Origin of the sequence: Rugamonas rubra (assembly GCF_900114705.1) — a bacterium.
GTDB classification, from domain to species: Bacteria; Pseudomonadota; Gammaproteobacteria; order Burkholderiales; family Burkholderiaceae_D; genus Rugamonas; species Rugamonas rubra.
Genome location: NZ_FOTW01000018.1, coordinates 41,425 through 62,535, shown reverse-complemented (window position 1 = coordinate 62,535; position 21,111 = coordinate 41,425). Strand labels below are relative to the sequence as shown.

The following is a 21,111-nucleotide window of genomic DNA, read 5'->3' as shown; positions in this document are numbered from 1 at the left end:
CGGCCGCCGAACAGACGTACCGCGTCACGAACTCGAATAAAAAAACTTCCAGCCACGAGCTGCAAAGAAAGAGACCATGTTCACTAAAATCCTGATCGCCAACCGTGGTGAAATCGCCTGCCGCGTCGCCGCCACCGCCCGCCGCCTCGGTGTCAAAACCGTCGCCGTGTATTCGGAGGCGGACGCCAACGCCAAGCACGTCGCCGTCTGCGACGAGGCGGTGCTGATCGGCCCGGCCGCCGCCAAGGAGAGCTACCTGTGCGGCGACAAGATCATCGCCGTCGCGCTGGCCAGCGGCGCCCAGGCGATCCATCCCGGCTACGGCTTCCTGTCCGAGAACGCCGACTTCGCCGACGCCTGCGCGGCGGCCGGCCTGGTGTTCATCGGGCCGCCGGCCTCGGCGATGCGGGCGATGGGCTCCAAGTCCGCCGCCAAGTCGCTGATGGAGAAGGCCAAGGTGCCGCTGGTGCCGGGCTACCACGGCGACAACCAGGACGCCGACTTCCTCCACACCCAGGCCGACAAAATCGGCTACCCGGTGCTGCTCAAGGCCTCGGCCGGCGGCGGCGGCAAGGGCATGCGGGTGATCGAGGGATCGGCCGAATTCAAGGCCGCGCTGGCCTCCTGCAAGCGCGAGGCGATCAGCTCCTTCGGCGACGACAAGGTGCTGGCCGAGAAGTACCTGCAGCGCCCGCGCCACATCGAGATCCAGGTGTTCGCCGACACGCTGGGCAACTGCATCTACCTGTTCGAGCGCGACTGCTCGGTGCAGCGCCGCCACCAAAAGGTGCTGGAGGAGGCGCCGGCGCCGAACATGCCGGCCGAGCGCCGCGCCGCCATGGGCGAGGCCGCCGTGGCCGCCGCCAAGGCGGTCGGCTATGTCGGCGCCGGCACGGTGGAGTTCATCGCCAACCAGGACGGCACGTTCTACTTCATGGAGATGAACACCCGCCTGCAGGTCGAGCACCCGGTGACGGAAATGATCACCGGCACCGACCTGGTCGAATGGCAGTTGCGCGTCGCCGCCGGCGAGCCGCTGCCGAAGCGGCAGGACGAGCTGGCCATCAACGGCCACGCCATCGAGGCGCGCATCTACGCCGAGAACCCGGAGAAGGGCTTCCTGCCGTCGATCGGCACGCTGCGCCACCTGCAGACGCCGCAGGCGGTGGTGTTCGAACTGGGCGGCACGCCGGCCCACGGCGCCGGCCTGGGCGTGCCGGCCGGCGTGCGCATCGACTCGGGCGTGCGCGAGGGCGACGCCATCTCGCCGTTCTACGATCCGATGATCGCCAAGCTGATCGTCTGGGGCGCCGACCGCAAGCAGGCGCTGGCGCGCATGGCGCAGGCGCTGGCGCAGTACCAGATCGTCGGCCTGGCCTCCAACATCGCCTTCCTCAAGCGCCTGGTCGAAGGCCAGGCCTTCTCGACGGCCGACCTCGACACCGGCCTGATCGAACGCAACCAGGCCGAGCTGTTCCCGGCCGCCCAGGCCGCGCCGGCCGCCGCGCTGGCCTTGGCCGCCGTGGCGCTGATCGAGGCCGAGAAGGAGGTCTCGGCGGCGCAGTCCGGCGCCAACCGCGCCGACCCGTGGGGCCAGGCGCTGGGCTGGCGCATGAACAATCCCTACACCCGCACGCTGTCGTTCGGCGACGAGTACGCCGCCGCGCTGCCGGCCAAGGCCTACGCCGTCAAGCTGACCTACCGCGCCAGCGACTGGCTGCTCGACCTGCCCGGCAATCCAGAACACGCGCCCTGCGTGGTCAATCTGATGGCGCAGGACGGCAACGACTTCAGCATCAAAGTCGGCGAGCGCGCCGTGCACGGCACCGTGCGGCGCGACGGCGAACTGCTGCACGTGTTCACCGGCGGCGCCCACTACCCGCTGGTGTACCACGATCCGATGGCGCACGCCGGCGAGACCGAGGCCGAGGGCGGCCGCCTGACCGCGCCGATGCCGGGCAAGGTGGTGGCCGTGCTGGCCGCCAAGGGCCAGGAGGTGAAGAAGGGCGACGCCCTGGTCATCATGGAAGCGATGAAGATGGAGCACACCATCGCCGCGCCGCACGACGGCCTGGTCGAGGAGGTGTTGTACAACGTCGGCGACCAGGTCGCCGACGGCGCGCCGCTGCTGGCCTTCAAAGCGGCGGCGTAAAGGGGGACATATGCGAATTCTCTTACATCGCGCCGACGGCGCGACCGAGCCCTGGATCAAGGACTTCGGCAAATACCTGCCGGACGCCGAGGTGGTGGTCTGGCGCGCCGGCACCACGCCGCCGCCCTGCGACTACGCGGTGGTGTGGTCGCCGCCGGAGGGCATGCTGGCCGACCTGGGCGAGGTCAAGGCGACCTTCCTCACCGGCGCCGGCGTCGACGGCCTGCTGCGCTTCGGCGACAAGCTGCCGCGCCACGTGCCGGTGATCCGCCTGGAAGACGCCGGCATGGCGATACAAATGGCCGAGTATGTGACCCACGCGGTGCTGCGCTACTACCGCCGCTTCGACGAGTACGAGGCGCAGGCGCGCGCCGGCCAGTGGGCGCCGCTGCCGCAGCATAACAAGGAGGACTTCTCCATCGGCCTGCTCGGCATGGGCGCGCTGGGCGGCCGCGTGCTCGAGGCGCTGGCGCCGTTCGGCTTCCCGCTGCGCGGCTGGAGCCGCAGCGCCAAGGAGGTGGCCGGGGTGCAGTGCTTCCACGGCGCCGACGGCCTCGACACCTTCCTGCGCGGCACCCGCGTGCTGGTCTGCCTGCTGCCGCTGACGGCCGACACCAACAACATTGTCGACCGCAGCAACATGGCCAAGCTGCCGCAGGGCGCCTACCTGGTCAACGTGGCGCGCGGCGCCCACGTCGCCGAGCCGGACCTGCTCACGCTGATCAAGTCCGGCCACATCGCCGCCGCCACGCTGGACGTGTTCCGCAACGAGCCGCTGCCGAGCCAGCACCCGTTCTGGCAGGAGCCGCGCATCAGCATCACGCCGCACATCTCGGCGATGACGCTGCGGCGCGAGAGCGTACAACAGATCGCCGAGAAGATCCTGAAAATCGAGGCGGGTGAAATGGTCGACGGCATCGTCGACCGCATCCGTGGTTACTGAGCGAGGAAGAACGACATGAACAGCAACATCGCATTGCCCAAGCACGTCAAGATCGTCGAAGTCGGCCCGCGCGACGGCCTGCAAAACGAGAAGGAAAGCGTGCCGGCCGAGGTCAAGATCGAGCTGGTCAACCGCCTGTCGAGCGCCGGCTTCCGCAACATCGAGGCGGCCTCCTTCGTCTCGCCGAAATGGGTGCCGCAGATGGCCACCAGCGCCGAGGTGATGGCCGCCATCGAACGGCACCCCGGCGTGGTGTACTCCGCGCTGACGCCGAACATGCAGGGCTTCGACGCCGCGTTGGCGGCCAAGGCTGGCGAGGTGGTGATCTTCGGCTCGGCCTCGGAGGCCTTCTCGCAGAAGAACATCAACTGCTCGATCGCCGAATCGATCGCCCGCTTCGAGGGCGTCGCCAAGGCGGCCAAGCAGCACGGCCTGCGCCTGCGCGGCAGCATCAGCTGCGCCTTCGGCTGCCCCTACCAGGGCGAGGTGCCGCTGGCCGCGGTGGCCGACGTGGTGGGCCGCATGCGCGACCTGGGCTGCGACGAGATCGACATCGCCGACACCATCGGCGTGGCGACGCCGCGCCAGACCCAGGCGGTGATGCGGCGCGCGGCGCAGGAGTTCGCCATCGGCGGCCTGTCCGGCCACTTCCACGACACCTACGGCCAGGCGCTGGCCAACATCTACGCCAGCCTGGAAGTAGGCATCGCGATCTTCCACTCGTCGGTGTCGGGACTGGGCGGCTGCCCCTACGCCAAGGGCGCCACCGGCAACGTCGCCACCGAGGACGTGCTGTACCTGATGCAGGGCCTGGGCATCGAGACCGGCATCGACCTCGACATCGTGGTCGACGCCGGCCAGTTCATCGCCCAGTTCCTCGGCCGCAAGGGCGCCAGCCGCGCCGGCAACGCCATCGCCGCCAAGCGCGCCGGCTAGTTACCAGACCACCCACTGGCCGGAAACCAGGGTCAGACCCTAGGGTCTGACCCTAAATTTACGCCGCTGATTTACCGTGCCACCACAAACCGAGCGCGCAAAGAAAAATCCCCGTGTGATGTTTCCATCACACGGGGATTTTAAATTTTGGTCGGAGTACAAGGATTCGAACCTTGGACCCCCTGGTCCCAAACCAGGTGCGCTACCGGGCTGCGCCACACTCCGAAGAAGCAAGATAATACAAGTTGGATCGAACTCCGTCAAGGGTCATCGTGAAATCAGTTTAGATCATTGCGATATTTTTTCAATGCGGGACTTTGCGCCGGTTCCGCACTTGCCAGAAAAGCCACGCCGGCCGCTTAGGCTTCGGCGTCGCTGTCGGCCTTCATCTGCAAGGCGCGGTCGTACAAGGCGTTCTTCTTGCGGCCGGTGATCTGCGCCGCCAGGTTGGCGGCCTGCTTGACCGAGCACTCGGCCAGCAAAATCCTCAGGATGCGCTCGGCCTCGACGTCCTGCTCGTCCTCGGCGGCCGGGGCGCCGGCCAGCAGCACGACGAACTCGCCCTTTTCGCGGTGCGGGTCGGCCTTGATCCAGGCCTCGGCCTCGGACAGGGGGCAGCGGTGGATCTCCTCGAACATCTTGGTCAGCTCGCGCGCGAAGACCACCTCGCGCTGCGGCTCGAACACCGCCGCCAGCGCGCCGGCGCAATCGAGGATGCGGTGCGGCGCCTCGTAGAACACCATCGTCGCGGTGACCGCGCGCAGCGTCTGCAGGAAGTTCTCGCGCTGCTTGGCCTTGGCCGGCAGGAAACCGACGAAGTAGAACTGGTCGTTGACCAGGCCGCTGGCCGACAGCGCCGTCACCGCCGCCGAGGCGCCCGGCAGCGGCAGCACGCGCAGGCCGGCGGCGCGCACCGCGTCGACGATGCGCGCGCCCGGGTCGGACACGGCCGGCGTGCCGGCGTCGGACACCAGGGCGATCCGCTCGCCCGCCTGCAGCCGCGCGATCAGCGTCTCGGCCACCTCGCGCTCGTTGTGCTGGTGGGCGGCGATGAGCGGCTTGTGCAGGCCGAAGCGGGTCATCAATTGCGCCGTGTTGCGGGTGTCCTCGCAGGCCACGGCGTTGACCAGGCTCAACACATGCAGCGCGCGCAGGCTAATGTCGGTCACATTGCCGATCGGGGTCGCCACTACATACAATGTTGCGCTAGGATAGGTCTGGTGCGCCGTTTCGCCCATGACGGGCAGGCTGGCGATGGGGCTGGATTCTTGTACGGTCATTTGGGGGTAGGATGCTGGCTAAAAGTGTGAAGTTGCTGCTTGTGGGCGTGGGCGCCGCCGTCGTCGCCGGCTGCAGCACGCCGTGCGACGCGCCCGGCCGATTGTGCGCGCCTATCTCGTCAAACACAAGCATGGCGCCGCCAGTGCTGGTCTACGCGCCCGCGCCCAAGCCGGCCGAGGCCGAGCCGGCCCGCGTCGAAACCTACGCCGTCGAGCCGCCCGCCGCCACCACCACGGCCGGCGGCGCGGCCGGCCGTGACGGCGCGCCGGCGGCCCCGGCCACCCGCATCGCCCTGCTGCTGCCGCTGCGCTCCGAGGCGCTGGGCCAGGCCAGCGCGGCGCTGCGCGACGGCTTCATGGCGGCCTGGGAGCGCGACCGCGACGGCATCGACGTCACCGTCGTCGAAACCGGCGACGTGGCGCAGGACGTGCTGGCCAGCTACGCCGGCGCGCTGCAACAACAGGACATGGTGGTCGGGCCGCTATCGCGCTCGGCCGTCGGCGCGGTGGCCGCCAGCGCGCTGGTGAGCAAGCCGACCATCGCCCTGAACTACCCCGAGGGCCACGGCGGCGGCGCCGACGCCGCGCTGCCGGCGCAGATGCTGGCGATGGGCCTGTCGATCGAGGAGGAGGCGCGCCAGGCGGCGCAGTGGGCCGGCGCCGAGCATCCGAACAGCAGCGCGCTGGTGGTGGCCACGGCCACGCCGTGGCAGCGCCGTAGCGCGGCCGCCTTCGCCGCCCAGTGGCAGCGCCTGGGCCGGCCGTTGCGGCTGGTCGAGCTGGCGGCGCCGAACGGCTACCTGAGCGACCCGGAGCTGGTGCAGCTGCGCGCCCGCGTGCAGGGCGAGGCGCCCGGCCTGGTGTTCGCCGCCCTCGGCGCCGACCAGACGCGCCAGCTGCGCGCCGCGCTGGGCGCCGAGCTGCCGCTGTACGGCACCTCGGCCCTGAACCCCGGCAACGGCAACAACTTCCCCGACCAGGAACTCGACGGCGTGCGCCTGCTCGACCTGCCCTGGCAGATCCAGCGCGACCATCCGGCGGTGATGGTCTACCCGCACCCGCCGCGGTCGCAGGAGCGGCGCGCCGGCGCGGCCGACCTGGAGCGCCTGTACGCGCTGGGCATCGACGCCTTCCGCGTGGCGCGCCAGATCGCCCGCCAACCCAGCGGACGCTTCGTGCTGGACGGCGTGACCGGCCGGCTGGCGGTCAGCTTCGGCCAAGGGCCGGCCAGCTTCGAGCGGGTCGAGCAGCCGGCCGTCTACAAGAACGGCGTGCCGCTGCCGGTGGCGCCCTGAGCGCCGCCACAGCGCGCGCCAAGCCGCCATGCGCACCGAACGCCAGCGCCTGGGCAGCCAGGGCGAGGACGCCGCCCTGGCCCACCTGGAGGGCCGCGGCCTGGTCCTGGTCGAGCGCAACTTCCTCTGCAAGCTCGGCGAAATCGACCTGGTGATGCGCGACGGCGCCCAGCTGGTCTTCGTCGAGGTGCGCCGGCGCGCCGACCGCAAGCACGGCGGCGCCGCCGCCAGCATCGGCCCGCGCAAGCAGCAGCGCATGCAGCGCGCCGCCGAATACTATCTGCTACGCTACGCCAGCCTGCCGCCCTGCCGCTTCGACGTGGTGGCGATCGACGGCGGGCAATTGAGCTGGCTGCGCAACGTGCTGCAAATGTAAGCATTTTTAACAGCGCTTGTCCGGCGCGCCGGGCGACTGCACTATAATCACGACACTATGAATAATCAACGCATCCTGGCGCACTTCCACGAAAGTGCCGAAATCAAAATCCAGTCCGCCACCGTGCTGGCCCAGCCCATCGCCCAGGCGATCGACATGATGTTTGCCGCCCTGTCGAACGGCAACAAGATTCTGGTCTGCGGCAACGGCGGCTCGGCCGCCGACGCGCAGCACTTCGCCGCCGAGCTGGTCGGCCGCTTCGAGCGCGAACGCTTCCCGCTGCCGGCGCTGGCGCTGACCACCGACACCTCGATCCTGACGGCGGTGGCCAACGACTACAGCTACCGCGAGATCTTCTCGAAGCAGGTGCAGGCCTTCGGCCAGGCCGGCGACATTTTGCTGGCGTTCTCCACCTCGGGCAACTCGGGCAACGTCATCGCCGCCATCGAGGCGGCGCTGGAGCGCGAAATGCGCGTCGTCGCCATGACCGGCAAGGGCGGCGGCGCCATCGGCAAGCTGCTGACCGACGCCGACGTGCACATCTGCGTGCCGGCCGAGCGCACCGCCCGCATCCAGGAAGTCCATCTGGTCACCATACATTGCATTTGCGACGGCATCGACGTCGCGCTATTCGGAGGAGACGCGAATGACTAGTTTCGACAAGGGCCCGGGCTGGAAACGCCTGCAACGTCCGCTGGTACTGAGTTTGTTGTGCGGCACGCTGCTGACTTCCCTGACGGGCTGTGTCGAGATGATCGTCGGTAGCGCCGTCATCGGCACCGTGGCCGCCGCGGACCGCCGCACCTTCGGCGCGCAGACCGAGGACAAGACCATCGCCGTCAAGGGCGAGATCAAGCTGCAGAACCTGGTCGGCGACGCCGGCCACATCAACGTCAACAGCTTCAACCGCCGCGTCCTGCTGACCGGCGAGGTGCGCGACCAGGCCATGAAGGACGCCGCCGAACGCGAAGTGCGCGGCATCGAGGGCGTGGTCTCGGTGGCCAACGAGATGGAGATCGCCGGACTGTCGAGCTACACCTCGCGCTCGAGCGACGCGCTGATCACCACCAAGGTCAAGGCCAGCCTGGTCGACATGAAGGACATCTCGGCCAACTCCTTCAAGGTGGTGACCGAGCGCGGCGCCGTCTACCTGATGGGCCGCGTCACCCAGCGCGAAGGCAACATCGGCGCCGACGTGGCGCGCGGCGTCAGCGGCGTGCAAAAAGTCGTGAAGATCTTCGAGTACATCACCGAGGAGGAGTGGAAGAGCTACCAGCCCACCCCCGCCGCGCCCAAGCAGCAGGCCGCCGCCAACTAAGCCAGCCGACGTAAAACCGCGCCGGGTGGACGGCATGTCCACCCGGCGCGCGGGTTCGAACGGTCTTAAGAATACCGGCCTATAATGTTCGCACCTGCCATTCGACGGTGAACATCCTATGCAAGCATCCAGCTCCAACTCCAAAGCCTGGCTCAAGCCGGCGCTGGCCGCCGTGGTCATCGCCGCCGCCGGCGTGGCCGCCTACGCCGCGCTGAACCAGCAGAGCAGCGCCCCGGCCGTGACCTTCATGAGCATCAAGGGCGAGAAGATCACGCCCGAGAGCCTGCACGGCAAGGTGGTGATGGTCAATTTTTGGGCAACCTCCTGCGCCACCTGCGTGGCCGAGATGCCGAAAATGGTCGAGACCTACAACAAGTACAAGTCGCAGGGCCTGGAGTTCGTCGCCGTGGCGATGCGCGACGACCCGCCGAACTACGTGGTCAACTTCGCCGAAACACGCCAGTTGCCGTTCAAGGTGGCGCTCGACACGGCCGGCGACGCCGCCAAGGCCTACGGCAACGTCGCCATGACGCCGACCACCTTCGTCATCGACCGCAACGGCAAGATCCTCAAGCGCTATGTCGGCGAGCCGGAATTCCCGGCGCTGCACAAGCTGCTGGAAAAAGCCCTGCAGGGCTAAGTCGGCCCCACCGGGGCCGCTATGCGCTGGCCGGCGCCGGGCGCCCCGCCAGTTGTGGCGGGGTCAGCGGATCGAAGTCGGTCCAGTCGCCCGCCCGGATAGTCCCGTCCGCCTTTTCGATCCGCGTCGCGCCTACGCGGGCCAGCAAGTCCATCGCCTGCGCCTGCCGCTCCGGGCCGCTGGCGGCCACCGCGACCAGCATGCCCGAGGCGCGCTGCGGCTCGGTGTTGTCGGCGCCATCCGGCCCCGTTTCCTCCTCGCCGCGCTCCTTCATCGAACGCATGCTGCCGACCAGGCCGCCGACGTGGGCGCCGAGCAGGGCCCCCATGGCCGGCGCCAGCGGGCCGGCCACCACCACGCCGGCCATGCCGATGGCCGCGCCGACGGCGCCGCCGGTGGCCATGCCGGCGGCCAGGCCCTCGCCGCTTTGCTTGGCGCCGGGCGACTTGTCGCGGTCGCCGCCCAACCCATAGCTGTCGTGCTGCCCGGCCGGATTGACGAAGAAGGAACTGATCTGGTCGGGCGCGAAATCGCCCTCCACCACCAGACTTTCGATGGCGCGCTTGACCTGGTCTTGCGTCTGCAAATACCCTGCGATGATGTTCGACATGTTTTTCTCCCGGTGAGGCGCCAGAGTCCGCCAAACACCGGAAGCGGTCTGTTCGGGTCCGCACACAGCGGGCGCGACGGCGCGGCGCCGGGTCGCGGCGGCGCTCCCACCGGCTATTTGGGATACAGGATCATCTGTGTGCAGCGGAACATCGCGATCGTCTTGCCGCTCGCCTGGTTGCTCACCACGGCGTCCCACACCTGGGTGGTGCGGCCCGGGTGCAGCAGCTTGGCCGTGACGGCGATGGCGCCCTCGCGCGCCGTGCCGAGGTGGTTGGACTTGAGCTCGATGGTGGTGAAGCTGCTGGCCCCCTCGGGCAGGTTGCTGATGCAGCCGAAGCCGCAGGCGGTGTCGGCCAGCGTGACCACGCTGCCGGCGTGCAGGAAGCCGTTCGGCGCCAGCAGCTTGGGCGTCACCGCGCACTCGGCGCGAACTTCGCCGTCGCCCACGGCGGTGACGACGATGCCCAGGTGCGCCGGCAGGGTGCCTTCGCTGATGTGGTTGAAATACTCGGGGGTACATTGTGGATTCATTGCGGCGCTTCCTCGCTGGCTGGCCGGACGACGGCCCAATGCTCTTGATGATAGCAACTTTCCGCCGACTGCTTGAGGGCGAGGTGAATTCGTCCCACATGGCCCGTGGTCACGGTGCCAGCAGCCAAAATCCAACCATCGAAGAGAATTGCTGATATCTTCATGCAACATTACCGTCGTAATAACATCGAGGTCAACATTGAACCCTAGTGCCACTTTTCGCCAGGCAACCGTCGCCGATATCCCCGCGATGTCGAGAATACGCCTGGAGGTTCGCGAGAACATTCTGGCCGATCCCGCCCGGATCACCCAACAGATGTATTTGGACTATCTTGAGCGCCTGGGGCGCGGCTGGGTCGCCGAGGTGCGTGGCGAAATCGCCGGCTTTTGTTGCGCGGCCAGCCAAGACGCCTCGATTTGGGCCTTGTTCATCGCCCCCGAGCATGAGGGGCGGGGTTGCGCCAAGCGCTTGCTGGCCTTGGCGGTCGACTGGCTATTCGAGCTGGGCAACGACGAGGTCCGGCTGAGCACGGCCGCCAACACGCGCGCCGACCGTTTCTATGCGGCGCAAGGGTGGAGCAGGGGAGCGCAGACCGGCGCCACCGACGTCCAGTATCGCGTGCGCAAGGCGCCGTCCAAGCCTAGTCAAGGTTGAGCAATCCCATGATGACATCACATGACGCGCAGCTCATTTTTCTTGAACACGCCAACCGAGATGTGGCAAGAGCCGGAGGAGATTGGATTGTCATCCAATCTTGTGAATTGTCGCCACGAGGTGATTACTGGGTATTGCGCGGAAACTGCGAAGCGTATGTCGTTCATGGGATTCAGGAACGATGTTTGGTCGGCGCCTCCGCTCACCTAGTCGAAGTCGCGACAGGGACAGTCAAATCGGTGGGCAGCTGGCAAAGCTGGCAGGAGTATTTACAGAACAAATACGACGTCGAGGATGCCAACGGGAGCCACTACCTGCTGTCGCCGACTTTCGACAAAAGCGACAAGGCTGCGCTGATCAATCTGCGGCAAAAACTGGGTTGCCGCTTCCAAGACGTTCTGTTCATGACGTCGCTGGACGGCAGATGTTGGTTAAGCGGCACGCTACGAGCCTTGAACCATGCCAAATGGCTGCTGAAGCAGGAAGCCATAGATACCGCGATAGAACTGGATGCCAGCAGCGGCGGTGCGATTGAGATCAGCGATCGTTGTTGGCACTGGGCTTTGCTCAAAACCGAATTGCTGCGCCGAACAATTCAGCCCCCTGGTGCCAACTCCCGTTAAACCCACTGGGCCAAACAGCCGAACCTAGGCCCGCGCGCGGGGCGGGAAAGCTTACGCCGGCGCGTAGCGCATCTGCCGGCGCATCCAGCGCAGGAAGGCGGCGCGGCGCGGGTCGGCGTCGAAGGGCAGCGGCGACAGCAGGCAGTACGCCGAGCCGTCGCGCACGAAGCCGAACGGCGCCACCAGGCGGCCGTCGGCGATCTCGTCCTGCGCCATGAACACCGAGCTGATGGCCACGCCCAGGCCGGCGCCGGCCGCCTGCAGCGTCAGATAGAAGTGCTCGTAGGTCTGGCTGCCGCTGTGCTCGGCAGCCGTCTTGCTGGCGCCGCGCCAGCTGGCCCACGCCGTCCTGCGCGACGAGGTGTGCAGGATGCGCTGCGCCGGCAGGTGCAGTTGCTTGCGCTTCAACAGGGTCGGCGCGCAGACCGGGCCGATCCACTCGTCGCACACCGTTTCGGCATGGACGCCGACGTCCCACTTGAAGTCGTTGCGGCGCAGCGCGATGTCGACGCCGTCGCGCTGGAAGGCGACCGGGCCGCCGGAGGCGAAGATGTGCAGCTGGATCTCCGGGTGGCAGCGGTAGAAGTCGCCGAGCCGGGGGATCAGCCATTTCATCGAGATGGTCGGCTCGCAGGACAGCACCAGCGGCGCCTGCCGCGCCGGCTGGCGCAGCGCGTCCATGGCGGCGTTGAGGTGCTCGAAGGCGTACTGCGCCGCCGCCCACAGCTGCTCGCCCTGCGGCGTCAGGAACACGCCGCGGTTGCGCCGCTCGAACAGGGCGGTGCCCAGCGACTGCTCCAGCAAACGCACCTGGCGGCTGACGGCGCCGTGCGTCAGGTGCAGCTCCTCGGCCGCCTTGACGAAGCTGCCCAGGCGGGCGGCGGCCTCGAAAAAACGCAGCGCATTGAGCGGTGGCTGGCGGTTCATCGGCGCCTCGCTTTCTGTTAGTTTTCCTCACATGTTATCGAAAGTATAAATCGCTTTTCCGGCGCCGGCAATGTATCGATAATTTTGCTCAGGAACTGGAACAACCGGATCGTCGCCAGGCACCGAACGGCGATGATTTTTCACCGATAACTTTGCGTCGAATGATGCGTAACGAGGAACTTTTAACATGACTATTCTGTTGGATGAAGGCCAGATTTGCGCACCGGATATGGCCATCGATCGACTGTGCGACCTGATCACCCGCAAGGACCGCTGCTTCATTCCCGCCGAGCGGATGCGGGAATACCTGCTCGATGGCAACGAGGCGGCGCTGGCCGACCTGGCGGCCTTCCGCGACAGCTGGAACGACATGCCCTGCGACGAGTACATGGCCGACGGCGGCCGCTACCGCTCGCGCCGCCACGCCACGCTGCGCGCGCTGCCGTCTAGCCACGTGGTGTACGTCGAGCCGCACCAGCCGCACTACCAAAGCCTGAGCTACAACAACCTCAACGGCGGCATCGCGCGGCACTACCAGCCGATCGAGCCGGAGATCCTGCGCGGCCCGACGATGACGGCGATCCTGCGCTTTTGCTGCAGCATCTTCGGCCGCCTGTCGCCGTACGCCCACTGGCACATCGAGGCGCACCAGTTCCGCATCGACGCCAAGCTGGCCGCCGAGGGCAAGCCGACGCCGGAGGGCGTGCACCGCGACGGCGTCAACTTCGTGCTGATGTTGATGGTCAACCGCAAGAACGTGGTCAACGGCTGCACCCAGATCTACGACCTGGACAAGCGCAAGATCGACAGCTTCACCCTCACCGAGTTGTTCGACGCGGCCATCGTCAACGACCACCATGTGCTGCACGGCGTGACGCCGATCGTCCAGCTCGACGTCGAGCAGGCGGCCAGCCGCGACGTGTTGGTGGTGACCTTCCGTAAAAAATAGCCGCAGCAACATCGCGCGGCGCCACGCCGCGCGATCCCCCCACCCCAGAAGGAAAGAAACATGACCGAGCTCATTGCCGTCGCCCTGATCACCATACTCGCCACCATTAGCCCTGGCCCGGATTTCGCGATGGTAACGCGCAACAGCTATTTATACGGCCGCAACGCCGGCCTGCTCGCCGCGCTCGGCATCGCGCTGGGCGTGCAGGTGCACGTGTTCTACACCATGTTCGGCGTCGCCCTGATTATCGCCCACTCGCCGGCATTGTTCACCCTGATAAAGGTAGTAGGCGCCCTCTACCTGATCGTCATCGGTTGGAAGACCTTCGCCAACAAGTCCAAGCTGACCATCGACCTGCACGGCGCCGACGCCGTCGCGCCGCTGCGGATGGTCGGCAACGGCTTCTTCACCAACGCGCTCAACCCCAAGACCACGCTGTTCGTCGTCAGCACCTACACCCAGGTGGTGCAGGCCGGCACGCCGTGGACCACCCAGTTCGGCTACGGCCTGTTCATGTCGGCCACCCATTTCTTCTGGTTCGGCCTGGTCGCGCTGTTCTTCTCGCAGCAGGCCTTCCGCTCGCGCATGCTGAACCACCAAAGCGCCATCGACAAGCTGATCGGCGGCGTCCTGATGGCGCTCGGCACCTCGCTGGCCTTCACCAATTTGAGCCACTAGGCGGGGGCGGAATGAACATCGCATGCATAGACCTGGAGGGTGTGCTGGTGCCGGAGATGTGGCCGCACGTTGGACAACTGGCCCGCATACCCGGACTGGCCGTCACCACGCGCGAGGAGCCGGACTATCCGCGACTGATGCTCAGGCGGATAGCCTTGTTGCGCAGGAGCGGCTTGCGCCTGGTCGACGTCCAACGCATCGTCGCCACGCTGCGGCCGCTGTACGGCGCCGCCGAGTTCCTGGCGGCGCTGCGGCGCCAGCACCAGGTGCTGGTGCTGTCGGACGCCTTTGTCGAACTGGCGGCGCCGTTCGTGGCGGCGTTGGGGACGGTGGAATTGCAGTGCCACCGGCTGTCGGTCGACGCCGACGGCTTCATCGACGGCTGTTGTTTCCTACCCCGCCGCGGCAAGGAGGAAACCGTGCAACAGCTGCAGCAGGAGGGCCACCGGGTGCTGGCCGTGGGCGACGCGCTCAACGACCTGGCCATGCTGCGCCAGGCCGATCTCGGCTTCCTGTTCCAGCCTTCGCCGCAGACGCTCCAGGTGGCCGGCGATCTGCGTGTCGCGCTCGACTACGACGACATCCTGGCCGCCGTCGCGCGCGCCGCCGCGCCCGCCGAGCGGCGGTTCGCGCCGCCGCCCGGCGGTATCGTGTTGCGCAAGGCCGGCAACGGCGCCTGAGGCGCGGCGGCGCCGTTGCCGCCGGCGCCACGCTAGCCGCGCGCCGCCACGGCGCGGCGGGCGAGCGGCGGCGCGCCGCCGTACAGCAGCACCTTCAAGGCCACCAAGGCCAGCGCCAAGGCGGCGAACAGCAGGCCGCTGACGATGCTGCCCTGGATGCCGAAGCGCTCGATGAACCAGCCGCCGGCCAGCGAGCCGATGGTCACGCCGAGGTTGATGAAGGCGATGTACAGGCCGGTGGCGAACTCCGGCGCGTCCGGCGCCTCGGTGCTCAGCCAGACCTGGGTGACGATCAGGCCGCTGGTGTGGGCGGCGCCCCAGAACAGGGCGATGACGGCCATAGTCGTCAGCGCCGGCGTGGCGCAGAAGTACAACACCGCGTAGGCGCCGGCCAGCGCCAGCGGGTGCAGCAGCACCGTCGCCAGCAGACCCTTGCCGAGCAGGCGGCCGGCCAGCAGGTTGCCCAGCACGCCGCCGAGGCCGAAGATCGCCAACGTCAAGCCGATGCCGCCGCCGTCCATGCCGGTGCGCTGGCGCAGATACTCGGCGGCGTAGGCGTAGACCGAGAACATGGCGGCGAACACCACGGTGGCGGCGGCGATGTTGAGCCACAGCGGCGGCCGGCGCAGAATACTCAGCTGCTTGACGTAGGACAGGCGGCCGCCGGCAGGCGTTGGCGGCAGGCTGGCGATCAGGCCGGCGGCGGCGGCCAGGTTGACGCCGGCGCAGAACAGGAACGACATCTCATAGCCGAAGCGGGCGGCGACCCAGGTGGTCAGCGGGATGCCCAGCACCATGCCCATGCTGGTGCCGATGAAGGCGTGGGCGCTGGCGCGGGTGGCCTGCTGCGGCGGATACATCGAGGCGGCGGCGACCATCGCCAGCGAGAAGTAGACCGGATGGAACAGCGCCGCCAGCACGCGCAGCGCCATCAGCGCGCCGAAGCTGGGCGCGTAGGCCGACAGAGCGCTGACGGCGGCAAACAACAGCAGCGCGGCGGCCAGCACACGCTTGCGGTCGAAGCGCGAGGCCAGCAGCACCAGCGCCGGACCGGCAACGGCGACCACCAGCGCGAACAAGCCGACCAGCAGGCCGGCGCGCGCCGCCGTGACGTGGAAGCGCTCGATGATCAGCGGCAGGATGCCGACCACGCCGAACTCGATGCAGTACAGGCCGAACAGGCCCAGCGCGATGAAGAAGACCGGCCGGCGGCTTGTCACGGCCGCGCTCCGGCGGTGGCGGTGGTGGTGGCCGCAGCACCCGGCGTGCTGCCGTAGACGGCGTGGCACAGCTGGTCGACGAAGGCGCCGGCCATGCCCTCCAGCGCGGTGTTGGTGAAGGCCACCACGCTCAGCTCGCGCTGCGGATCGACGAACCAGGAATGGCCGTAGGTGCCGCCCATGCGCCAGGTGCCGACCGATTCGGGGCTCTGCGCGGCGGCCGGGTCCTTCAGCACGGTGATGCCCAGGCCGAAGCCGCGCCCGGGCCAGAAGGCCATCGGCAGCTCGCCGATCTGGTTGCTGGTCATCTGCGCCACCAGCGCCGCCGGCAGCAGCGGCGCGCCGCCCCGGCGCAGGGTTTCCAGCAGGCGCAGCAGGTCGCCGGCCGAGCCGACCATGCCGGCGCCGCCGGACGGGTAGGCGGCGGCGTCGAGCGCGCGCTCCGGCGCCAGGTGGAAGCCGGCGCCGCCGTCGAGGAAGGGTATCCGGTCGGGGCTGGCGAGGCGGCGCGGCGCCGGGCTGGCGTTGGCGTAGGCGGCCGTGAGGCGCTGCGGGTCGCGCGCCGTGAAGGCGGTGTCGAGCATGCCCAGCGGCGCGGTCACCAGCTGCGCCACGGCCTGCGGCAAGGGCAGGCCGCTGACCTGTTCGATCACGGCGCCGAGCACGTCGGTGGCGATCGAATACCTCCACTCGCTGCCGGGCGGATACAGCAGCGGCGCGGCGGCGATGCGGGCCAGGTTGTCGCGCAGGCTGACGGCGCTGTCGTCCATGCCGTCGGACACGCCGGCGCGCGCGTAGGCGCCGTCCTCCGGTTGGAAGAAGCGGTAGCTCAGGCCGGCGGTGTGGGTCATCAGCTGGCGCACGGTGATGGCGGCGGCCGTGCCGTCCGCTAGCCGGGGCTGGAAGTGCGGCAGGTAGTGCGAGACGGCCCGCTCCAGATCGAGGCTGCCCCGCGCCAGCAGCACCAGCGCGGCGGTCGAGACGATGGGCTTGGAGACGGAGGCCAGGCGGAACAGGGCATCCTGCCGCATGGGCCGGCCGGCCTCGCGGTCGGCCATGCCGGCGGCGCGGTGGTAGACCAGTTGGCCGCCCCGGGCGACCAGGACGACGGCGCCGACCAGGCGCTGCTCGGCCAGCGTCTGCTCCAGCACGGCGTCGATGCGCGCGGCCAGCGCCGGGTCGGCCGGATGTTGGACGGGGATGTTGAGATTGGACATGGGAACTCCTCGAAAAGTGGGGATTCCAGCTTAGCGGCGGGCGGGTCGAAGAAAAATGGGCTACAGTTCCGCTCATAGCGGACACTGGCGTCCGTAATCGGGGAGATCCATGGATCATTTGGCGGGCCTGTCGGCCTTCGTGCAGGCGGCGGAGGCGCGCAGCTTTGTCGGCGCCGGGCGGGTGCTGGGGGTGTCGGCGTCGGCCATCGGCAAGAGCGTGGCGCGGCTGGAGTTGCGGCTGGGCGTGCGCCTGTTCCACCGCAGCACGCGCAGCATCACCTTGACGGCCGAGGGTGGCGTCTTCCTGCAGAGCTGCCGCCGCATCCTCGGCGAGGTCGAGCAGGCCGAGCTGGCGCTGTCGAGCAGCATGGCGGCGCCGCGCGGCCGGCTGCGGATCAGCCTGCCGCTGGTGGGCGGCCTGCTCAATCCGGTGCTGGCGGCCTTTGCCCGCGAGTATCCCGAGATCGAGCTGGACCTCGACTGCACCGACCGCCGCGTCGACGTCATAGAAGAGGGCTTCGACGCCGTGGTGCGCGTCGGCGACACGGCCGACTCGCGCCTGATGAGCCGCAAGCTGGGCAGCTTCCATCTGCAACTGGTGGCGTCGCCTTCCTATCTGGAGCGGCACGGCGCGCCGCAGCTGCCGGCCGACCTGCGGCGCCACCGCTGCCTGCTCTACAAGTTCCCCAGCACCGGCAAGGTCGAGCCGTGGCCGGTGGCGGGCTGGGAGCAGCTGCACGGCGCCGGCCTGCCCACGGTACTGGGCTGCAACACCATCGACACCTTGATCCACTTCGCCGAGCAGGGCCTGGGCATCGCCAGCCTGCCCGACTTCGCCGTGCGCGCGGCGCTGGCCGAGGGCCGCCTGCGCACCGTGCTGGCGGCGCACAGCAAGCACAGCGGCTCGTTCCAGATCCTGTGGCCGTCGAGCAGGCAGCTGTCGCCCAAGCTGCGCGTGTTGATCGACTTTCTGGGCGAGCGGGTGTTCCCGAAAATGTGAGCATTGGTGACGCCGTTGGACGCCACCACGGGCTTCGGCTATGTTATTGTTTTTGTACAGTGATTCCCACGGTCAGGAAGAATGATGCAGCCAGCAGTCGCCGGGTTTGTTCTCGCAGTCAATATCGCGTTCGCCGCCGGCGCCGTGGCGGCCGAGGCCGCGCCGGCATCGGCGTCGGCGTCGGCTCGGCAAACTATCGCCAACCCCGCTGCAAAACCCGCTGTGCCACCGGCCGCCACAGCCGTCACGGCGGCGAAACCGGCGGCGGCCAAGAGCACTCAGGCGCGCCCGGCGCCAGCCTCGACGACGACGGCGCCGTTGAATATTTCCGATGCCGTCATCAAGCAGGCGATCAACGATGTGCTGCACGCCGAGGGCGCGCCGGTGTCGGCGCTCAAATCCGGCCCCGACATCTACAGCGGCGACCCGACCAGCGCGCGGATGACGGCGGCATTCAACGAGGCCAGGGTGCCGGACTGTCTGCACGACAACGCGCTGAAGCACCAGCCCGCCAAGATCGGACCGATCGGCGTGGTCGGCCCGCTGTCGCTGCCCTGGGTCATCGCCGCCGCCATGCGCGGCAAGTGCAGCATGCCTTGAGGCGGCGGCCGATGGAAGCGGCCTGAGCAGCACCAGCAGCCGGTTCCGCACGACGGCGGCCGGAAAGGGGCGGATGCAGATCGCTGGCCGCCGCTCGCCGCCTAGTCGAGGCCGGCCAGCAGCCCTTCGGCGCGCAGCAGGTCGACGGTGCTTTGCTCCTCAAGCGCATACATGCCGCGCGCCGCGCGCCACACCAGCTTTTTCTCCTGCAGCGCGATGAGGGCTTGCTGCACACCGGGCACGTCGGCCTTGACCTCGTCCGCCGGCAGGCCGGCCAGCTGCATGGCCAGTCGGTAGCGTCCCATCGTCGCCGTCTCGAACGGGGCGTAGGTGTTGCCCGATGCCGCCATGACACGCAACACCGCCAGTTGGATCGGCGTCAGGCTGTGGATGTCTTTGCGCTGGACTTCAACCATCTCGGCGGCGAGGCGGCGCACCTCCTCGGCGAACTGCTGCGGGCCCGCCGCCGGGTCCAGCTCGAAGTCGAAGCGGAAGTGGTCGCCGGCGGCGCCCAACAATTCCGGCTGGCAGCCGACCGCCGCGAACAAGGGCCACACCTGCGCCGCATCGAGCGGGAAGGGCAGGTCGATGCGGGCACAGAACCAATCGATGAAATCGCGGCCCAGCAGGGGAAAGTTGACCATCGGGGCGCCAAAGAAGGCCTGCTCCTTGCTGTTGCGCAGCATGGCCAGTTTGTCGCGGTTGGAGCCGGTGCAGACGACGCGCAAGCCATGGTGCCGGCTGCTGTTGAGTTCGTCGCGCGCCGCCTTGAGGGCGAATAGTGCCGCGACGCCGGCGTCGCTGGTCATGGCGTGCTGGGCCTCGTCGACGACCAGCACGATCATGGCGGCGATCTCGTCCGACAGGGCGACCAAAGCCTCGCTCAACGACACCGTTGCGCCCAGTCCCACGCGGTCCAGGTCGAATTGCATGGCGCCGCCGACGCTGAACTTGCTCAGGCCCGCGCTCTTGGCCAGGCGCAGCAGCACACCGTCTTGGCCCTGCAACGCCGAGCGTATCGCCTGGACGATGGCATCGCCGGGGTCGGCCGGGGGATTGGCCCACAGGTCGACATACACGACCAAGGCGCCCTCGGCCTCGAAGGCGGGCCGCAGGTCCTCGCGGACAAAGGTGGATTTTCCCGTGCGGCGGGGGGCGGAAAGGAAGACGCCGGAACCGGCGGCACTGCCGACGCCGACCTGGAGTATCTGTTGCACCAACTTGCGGGCCAGTTCCGGGCGGTGGAAAACCGCTGCTGCAGAGGGCATAGTGGTCACCTACTATAGCGAACTATAAAGGAATTATAGTCAGACTATAGGCGTCTACAAGTTCCCCCCTGGGCGCGACGAACCTCACGTTATCGATGGAAACAGCCCTGATTTTTGCACGAGCAGGAACAGCCGCACGCGCAACTCCTTCTTATGCGCTTTCGACAGGCCAAAGTTACTCGCAACGATATCGCCATGGAGTGGATCATCGGGCAACGACGTGTCGTAAAGACGGATGCGCGCCGGCACGGCATCGACATTCACCGCACGCGCACTATGGGCGACGAAGCGGAAAACGCCGAGGTACTGTCGGTCAGGCTGAGGTGGACGTTGTGCCGACCCATTGCGGATTTGTTCGGCCAAAGCTTCCCCGCGCTGGTGAAGCACGGGAAGGGCTTGTTCCCAATCAATTTGAACGCGATTCACCGATGCGCCGAACTTAAACGCATCCAAGACAACGGTCTCGTCAATTTCGCCTGTCTGGGTCGACATGTGTGCAGGAGCGAACACGAAACGTGCAAGCACCTCGTCGTCCTCGACCGGACCCGGCGATGTTCTGCCCACCTTGACACTCTGGCAGTCGCCCAACGGGTCAACTCCAAGGATAAAGCGGACGAATTCGTCCGCTGGTCCAATGTAGTCGCCGATATCTTCGCAGGCCATCGGCCTAGCCTAGCCGCCGATGGCGTCGCGCAACGGAGGTGGCAGCGTGCCACCCGACCACGTGCCAGACGTGACGTCGAGTTCCCTCGCGGCGGACCAGGGGAAGTCGCCATCGGCATCAAAATCGATGCTCGCGTACACGTCGCCATGACGCCAGAACGCGGCCAGCGTGCCATCGTTCAGCAGCATGAGCTTCGGGGCGGGAACCTCTTCCAGAAGAAGCATGAGGAGTCCATGTTGGGCTGCGGCAATTTGCTCGTCATTTGGCGCCACCACGGGCGAGGTCGACCAATTTGTCGGGACTGCACGGAAACGCTCAATGGCATTGAGCTGCACCATATACGCTTCCGCATGCGGAGAATTACCTAGCGGTCCAGTACCATCACGAAGTGAACCATTCTCGATACGAGCTCTGTCTTCCGTCGAGTTCTTCATAGACACCTTTCGACGTGCGCTGTGGCACGGTGGAGCAAACGCCTCCAGCGTAGGTTTTCTTGCTTGGACGCGGAGGTCAAGGTTTGGACGGTTTGCGCGAGATCATCATAGCA

25 protein-coding genes and 1 tRNA gene are annotated in these 21,111 nt (G+C 67.7%); 15 read left to right on the top strand and 11 right to left on the bottom strand.

What is annotated here, in order from left to right:
• Nucleotides 1-76 precede the first annotated feature (76 nt).
• Genes BM252_RS32240 through BM252_RS18885 form a run of 3 tightly spaced genes read left to right on the top strand, consistent with a single transcriptional unit; the run spans nt 77 to nt 4,031 of the window.
• Entirely contained in the window at nt 77-2,152 is a 2,076-nt protein-coding gene (locus BM252_RS32240; RefSeq protein WP_093389229.1) for an acetyl/propionyl/methylcrotonyl-CoA carboxylase subunit alpha, read from the top strand.
• 10 nt (nt 2,153-2,162) lie between these two features.
• The gene (locus tag BM252_RS18890; RefSeq protein WP_093389228.1) at nt 2,163-3,095 is read left to right on the top strand and encodes a 2-hydroxyacid dehydrogenase; all 933 of its coding nucleotides are present in this window, start codon (nt 2,163-2,165) and stop codon (nt 3,093-3,095) included.
• A 15-nt stretch (nt 3,096-3,110) separates the two neighbouring features.
• Nucleotides 3,111-4,031 carry a hydroxymethylglutaryl-CoA lyase gene (locus BM252_RS18885; protein WP_093389227.1) on the top strand — a complete coding sequence of 307 codons (921 nt, stop codon included), beginning with the start codon at nt 3,111-3,113 and terminating at the stop codon, nt 4,029-4,031.
• A 148-nt stretch (nt 4,032-4,179) separates the two neighbouring features.
• Here the strand turns inward: BM252_RS18885 and BM252_RS18880 are convergent.
• Nucleotides 4,180-4,256, bottom strand: a tRNA-Pro gene (locus tag BM252_RS18880).
• Between the two features lie 134 nt (nt 4,257-4,390).
• Nucleotides 4,391-5,311: a 16S rRNA (cytidine(1402)-2'-O)-methyltransferase gene (gene rsmI / locus BM252_RS18875; protein ID WP_093389226.1), complete on the bottom strand. Its 921-nt coding sequence runs from the start codon at nt 5,309-5,311 to the stop codon at nt 4,391-4,393.
• A 131-nt stretch (nt 5,312-5,442) separates the two neighbouring features.
• Between rsmI and BM252_RS18870 the strand changes: the two genes are divergently transcribed.
• From BM252_RS18870 to BM252_RS18850, 5 genes are all read left to right on the top strand, one after another.
• Nucleotides 5,443-6,606, top strand: coding sequence for a penicillin-binding protein activator (locus tag BM252_RS18870; RefSeq protein WP_245774335.1), 1,164 nt, complete (start codon nt 5,443-5,445; stop codon nt 6,604-6,606).
• Nucleotides 6,607-6,634: 28 nt separating this feature from the next.
• Complete coding sequence (locus BM252_RS18865; protein ID WP_093389224.1) at nt 6,635-6,982, top strand: YraN family protein; 348 nt, start codon at nt 6,635-6,637, stop codon at nt 6,980-6,982.
• 57 nt (nt 6,983-7,039) lie between these two features.
• Complete coding sequence (locus BM252_RS18860) at nt 7,040-7,636, top strand: phosphoheptose isomerase (protein WP_093389223.1); 597 nt, start codon at nt 7,040-7,042, stop codon at nt 7,634-7,636.
• Nucleotides 7,629-8,300, top strand: a complete 672-nt coding sequence (locus BM252_RS18855; protein WP_093389222.1) for a BON domain-containing protein — start codon at nt 7,629-7,631, stop codon at nt 8,298-8,300. Before BM252_RS18860 ends, BM252_RS18855 begins: the two co-directional genes overlap by 8 nt.
• 118 nt (nt 8,301-8,418) lie before the next feature.
• Nucleotides 8,419-8,940, top strand: a complete 522-nt coding sequence (locus BM252_RS18850; RefSeq protein WP_093389221.1) for a TlpA disulfide reductase family protein — start codon at nt 8,419-8,421, stop codon at nt 8,938-8,940.
• Nucleotides 8,941-8,959: 19 nt separating this feature from the next.
• Here BM252_RS18850 and BM252_RS18845 read toward each other — a convergent pair whose 3' ends face one another.
• Complete coding sequence (locus BM252_RS18845; protein WP_093389220.1) at nt 8,960-9,550, bottom strand: hypothetical protein; 591 nt, start codon at nt 9,548-9,550, stop codon at nt 8,960-8,962.
• A gap of 113 nt (nt 9,551-9,663) precedes the next feature.
• Nucleotides 9,664-10,083, bottom strand: a complete 420-nt coding sequence (locus tag BM252_RS18840; RefSeq protein ID WP_093389219.1) for a PaaI family thioesterase — start codon at nt 10,081-10,083, stop codon at nt 9,664-9,666.
• Nucleotides 10,084-10,282: 199 nt separating this feature from the next.
• Between BM252_RS18840 and BM252_RS18835 the strand changes: the two genes are divergently transcribed.
• Together BM252_RS18835 and BM252_RS18830 are read left to right on the top strand one after the other, a co-directional pair.
• Nucleotides 10,283-10,738, top strand: coding sequence for a GNAT family N-acetyltransferase (locus tag BM252_RS18835; protein ID WP_342742527.1), 456 nt, complete (start codon nt 10,283-10,285; stop codon nt 10,736-10,738).
• An 8-nt stretch (nt 10,739-10,746) separates the two neighbouring features.
• Nucleotides 10,747-11,361, top strand: coding sequence for a hypothetical protein (locus tag BM252_RS18830; protein WP_139236609.1), 615 nt, complete (start codon nt 10,747-10,749; stop codon nt 11,359-11,361).
• A 51-nt stretch (nt 11,362-11,412) separates the two neighbouring features.
• Here BM252_RS18830 and BM252_RS18825 read toward each other — a convergent pair whose 3' ends face one another.
• Complete coding sequence (locus BM252_RS18825) at nt 11,413-12,288, bottom strand: LysR substrate-binding domain-containing protein (RefSeq protein WP_093389216.1); 876 nt, start codon at nt 12,286-12,288, stop codon at nt 11,413-11,415.
• A gap of 27 nt (nt 12,289-12,315) precedes the next feature.
• A complete protein-coding gene (locus BM252_RS31110; RefSeq protein WP_174900583.1) occupies nt 12,316-12,477 on the bottom strand; it encodes a hypothetical protein in 162 nt (53 codons plus the stop codon).
• A gap of 40 nt (nt 12,478-12,517) precedes the next feature.
• Here BM252_RS31110 and BM252_RS18820 point away from each other — a divergent pair, with 40 nt between their 5' ends.
• The 3 genes from BM252_RS18820 to thrH are packed head-to-tail and all read left to right on the top strand — an operon-like array spanning nt 12,518 to nt 14,595.
• A complete protein-coding gene (locus tag BM252_RS18820) occupies nt 12,518-13,237 on the top strand; it encodes a 2OG-Fe dioxygenase family protein (protein WP_093389215.1) in 720 nt (239 codons plus the stop codon).
• 60 nt (nt 13,238-13,297) lie between these two features.
• Nucleotides 13,298-13,915 carry a LysE family translocator gene (locus BM252_RS18815; RefSeq protein WP_093389214.1) on the top strand — a complete coding sequence of 206 codons (618 nt, stop codon included), beginning with the start codon at nt 13,298-13,300 and terminating at the stop codon, nt 13,913-13,915.
• A gap of 11 nt (nt 13,916-13,926) precedes the next feature.
• A complete protein-coding gene (gene thrH, locus BM252_RS18810; RefSeq protein WP_093389213.1) occupies nt 13,927-14,595 on the top strand; it encodes a bifunctional phosphoserine phosphatase/homoserine phosphotransferase ThrH in 669 nt (222 codons plus the stop codon).
• A 32-nt stretch (nt 14,596-14,627) separates the two neighbouring features.
• On the opposite strand, the gene BM252_RS18805 is transcribed toward thrH, so the two are convergent.
• Nucleotides 14,628-15,815, bottom strand: coding sequence for an MFS transporter (locus tag BM252_RS18805; protein WP_093389212.1), 1,188 nt, complete (start codon nt 15,813-15,815; stop codon nt 14,628-14,630).
• Nucleotides 15,812-17,032: a serine hydrolase domain-containing protein gene (locus BM252_RS18800; protein ID WP_093389211.1), complete on the bottom strand. Its 1,221-nt coding sequence runs from the start codon at nt 17,030-17,032 to the stop codon at nt 15,812-15,814. The genes BM252_RS18805 and BM252_RS18800 overlap by 4 nt, the downstream gene beginning before the upstream one ends.
• A gap of 109 nt (nt 17,033-17,141) precedes the next feature.
• Here BM252_RS18800 and BM252_RS18795 point away from each other — a divergent pair, with 109 nt between their 5' ends.
• Together BM252_RS18795 and BM252_RS18790 are read left to right on the top strand one after the other, a co-directional pair.
• Nucleotides 17,142-18,032 carry a LysR family transcriptional regulator gene (locus tag BM252_RS18795; protein ID WP_093389210.1) on the top strand — a complete coding sequence of 297 codons (891 nt, stop codon included), beginning with the start codon at nt 17,142-17,144 and terminating at the stop codon, nt 18,030-18,032.
• Nucleotides 18,033-18,113: 81 nt separating this feature from the next.
• Complete coding sequence (locus BM252_RS18790; protein WP_245774334.1) at nt 18,114-18,632, top strand: hypothetical protein; 519 nt, start codon at nt 18,114-18,116, stop codon at nt 18,630-18,632.
• Nucleotides 18,633-18,733: 101 nt separating this feature from the next.
• Here BM252_RS18790 and BM252_RS18785 read toward each other — a convergent pair whose 3' ends face one another.
• The 3 genes from BM252_RS18785 to BM252_RS30295 form a co-directional block, all read right to left on the bottom strand.
• Complete coding sequence (locus tag BM252_RS18785; RefSeq protein WP_093389209.1) at nt 18,734-19,900, bottom strand: P-loop NTPase family protein; 1,167 nt, start codon at nt 19,898-19,900, stop codon at nt 18,734-18,736.
• An 84-nt stretch (nt 19,901-19,984) separates the two neighbouring features.
• On the bottom strand, nt 19,985-20,563 hold the full coding sequence (locus BM252_RS18780; protein WP_093389208.1) for a hypothetical protein: 579 nt from the start codon (nt 20,561-20,563) through the stop codon (nt 19,985-19,987).
• Nucleotides 20,564-20,572: 9 nt separating this feature from the next.
• Nucleotides 20,573-20,998 carry a hypothetical protein gene (locus BM252_RS30295; RefSeq protein WP_139236607.1) on the bottom strand — a complete coding sequence of 142 codons (426 nt, stop codon included), beginning with the start codon at nt 20,996-20,998 and terminating at the stop codon, nt 20,573-20,575.
• Between the last annotated feature and the right edge of the window lie 113 nt (nt 20,999-21,111).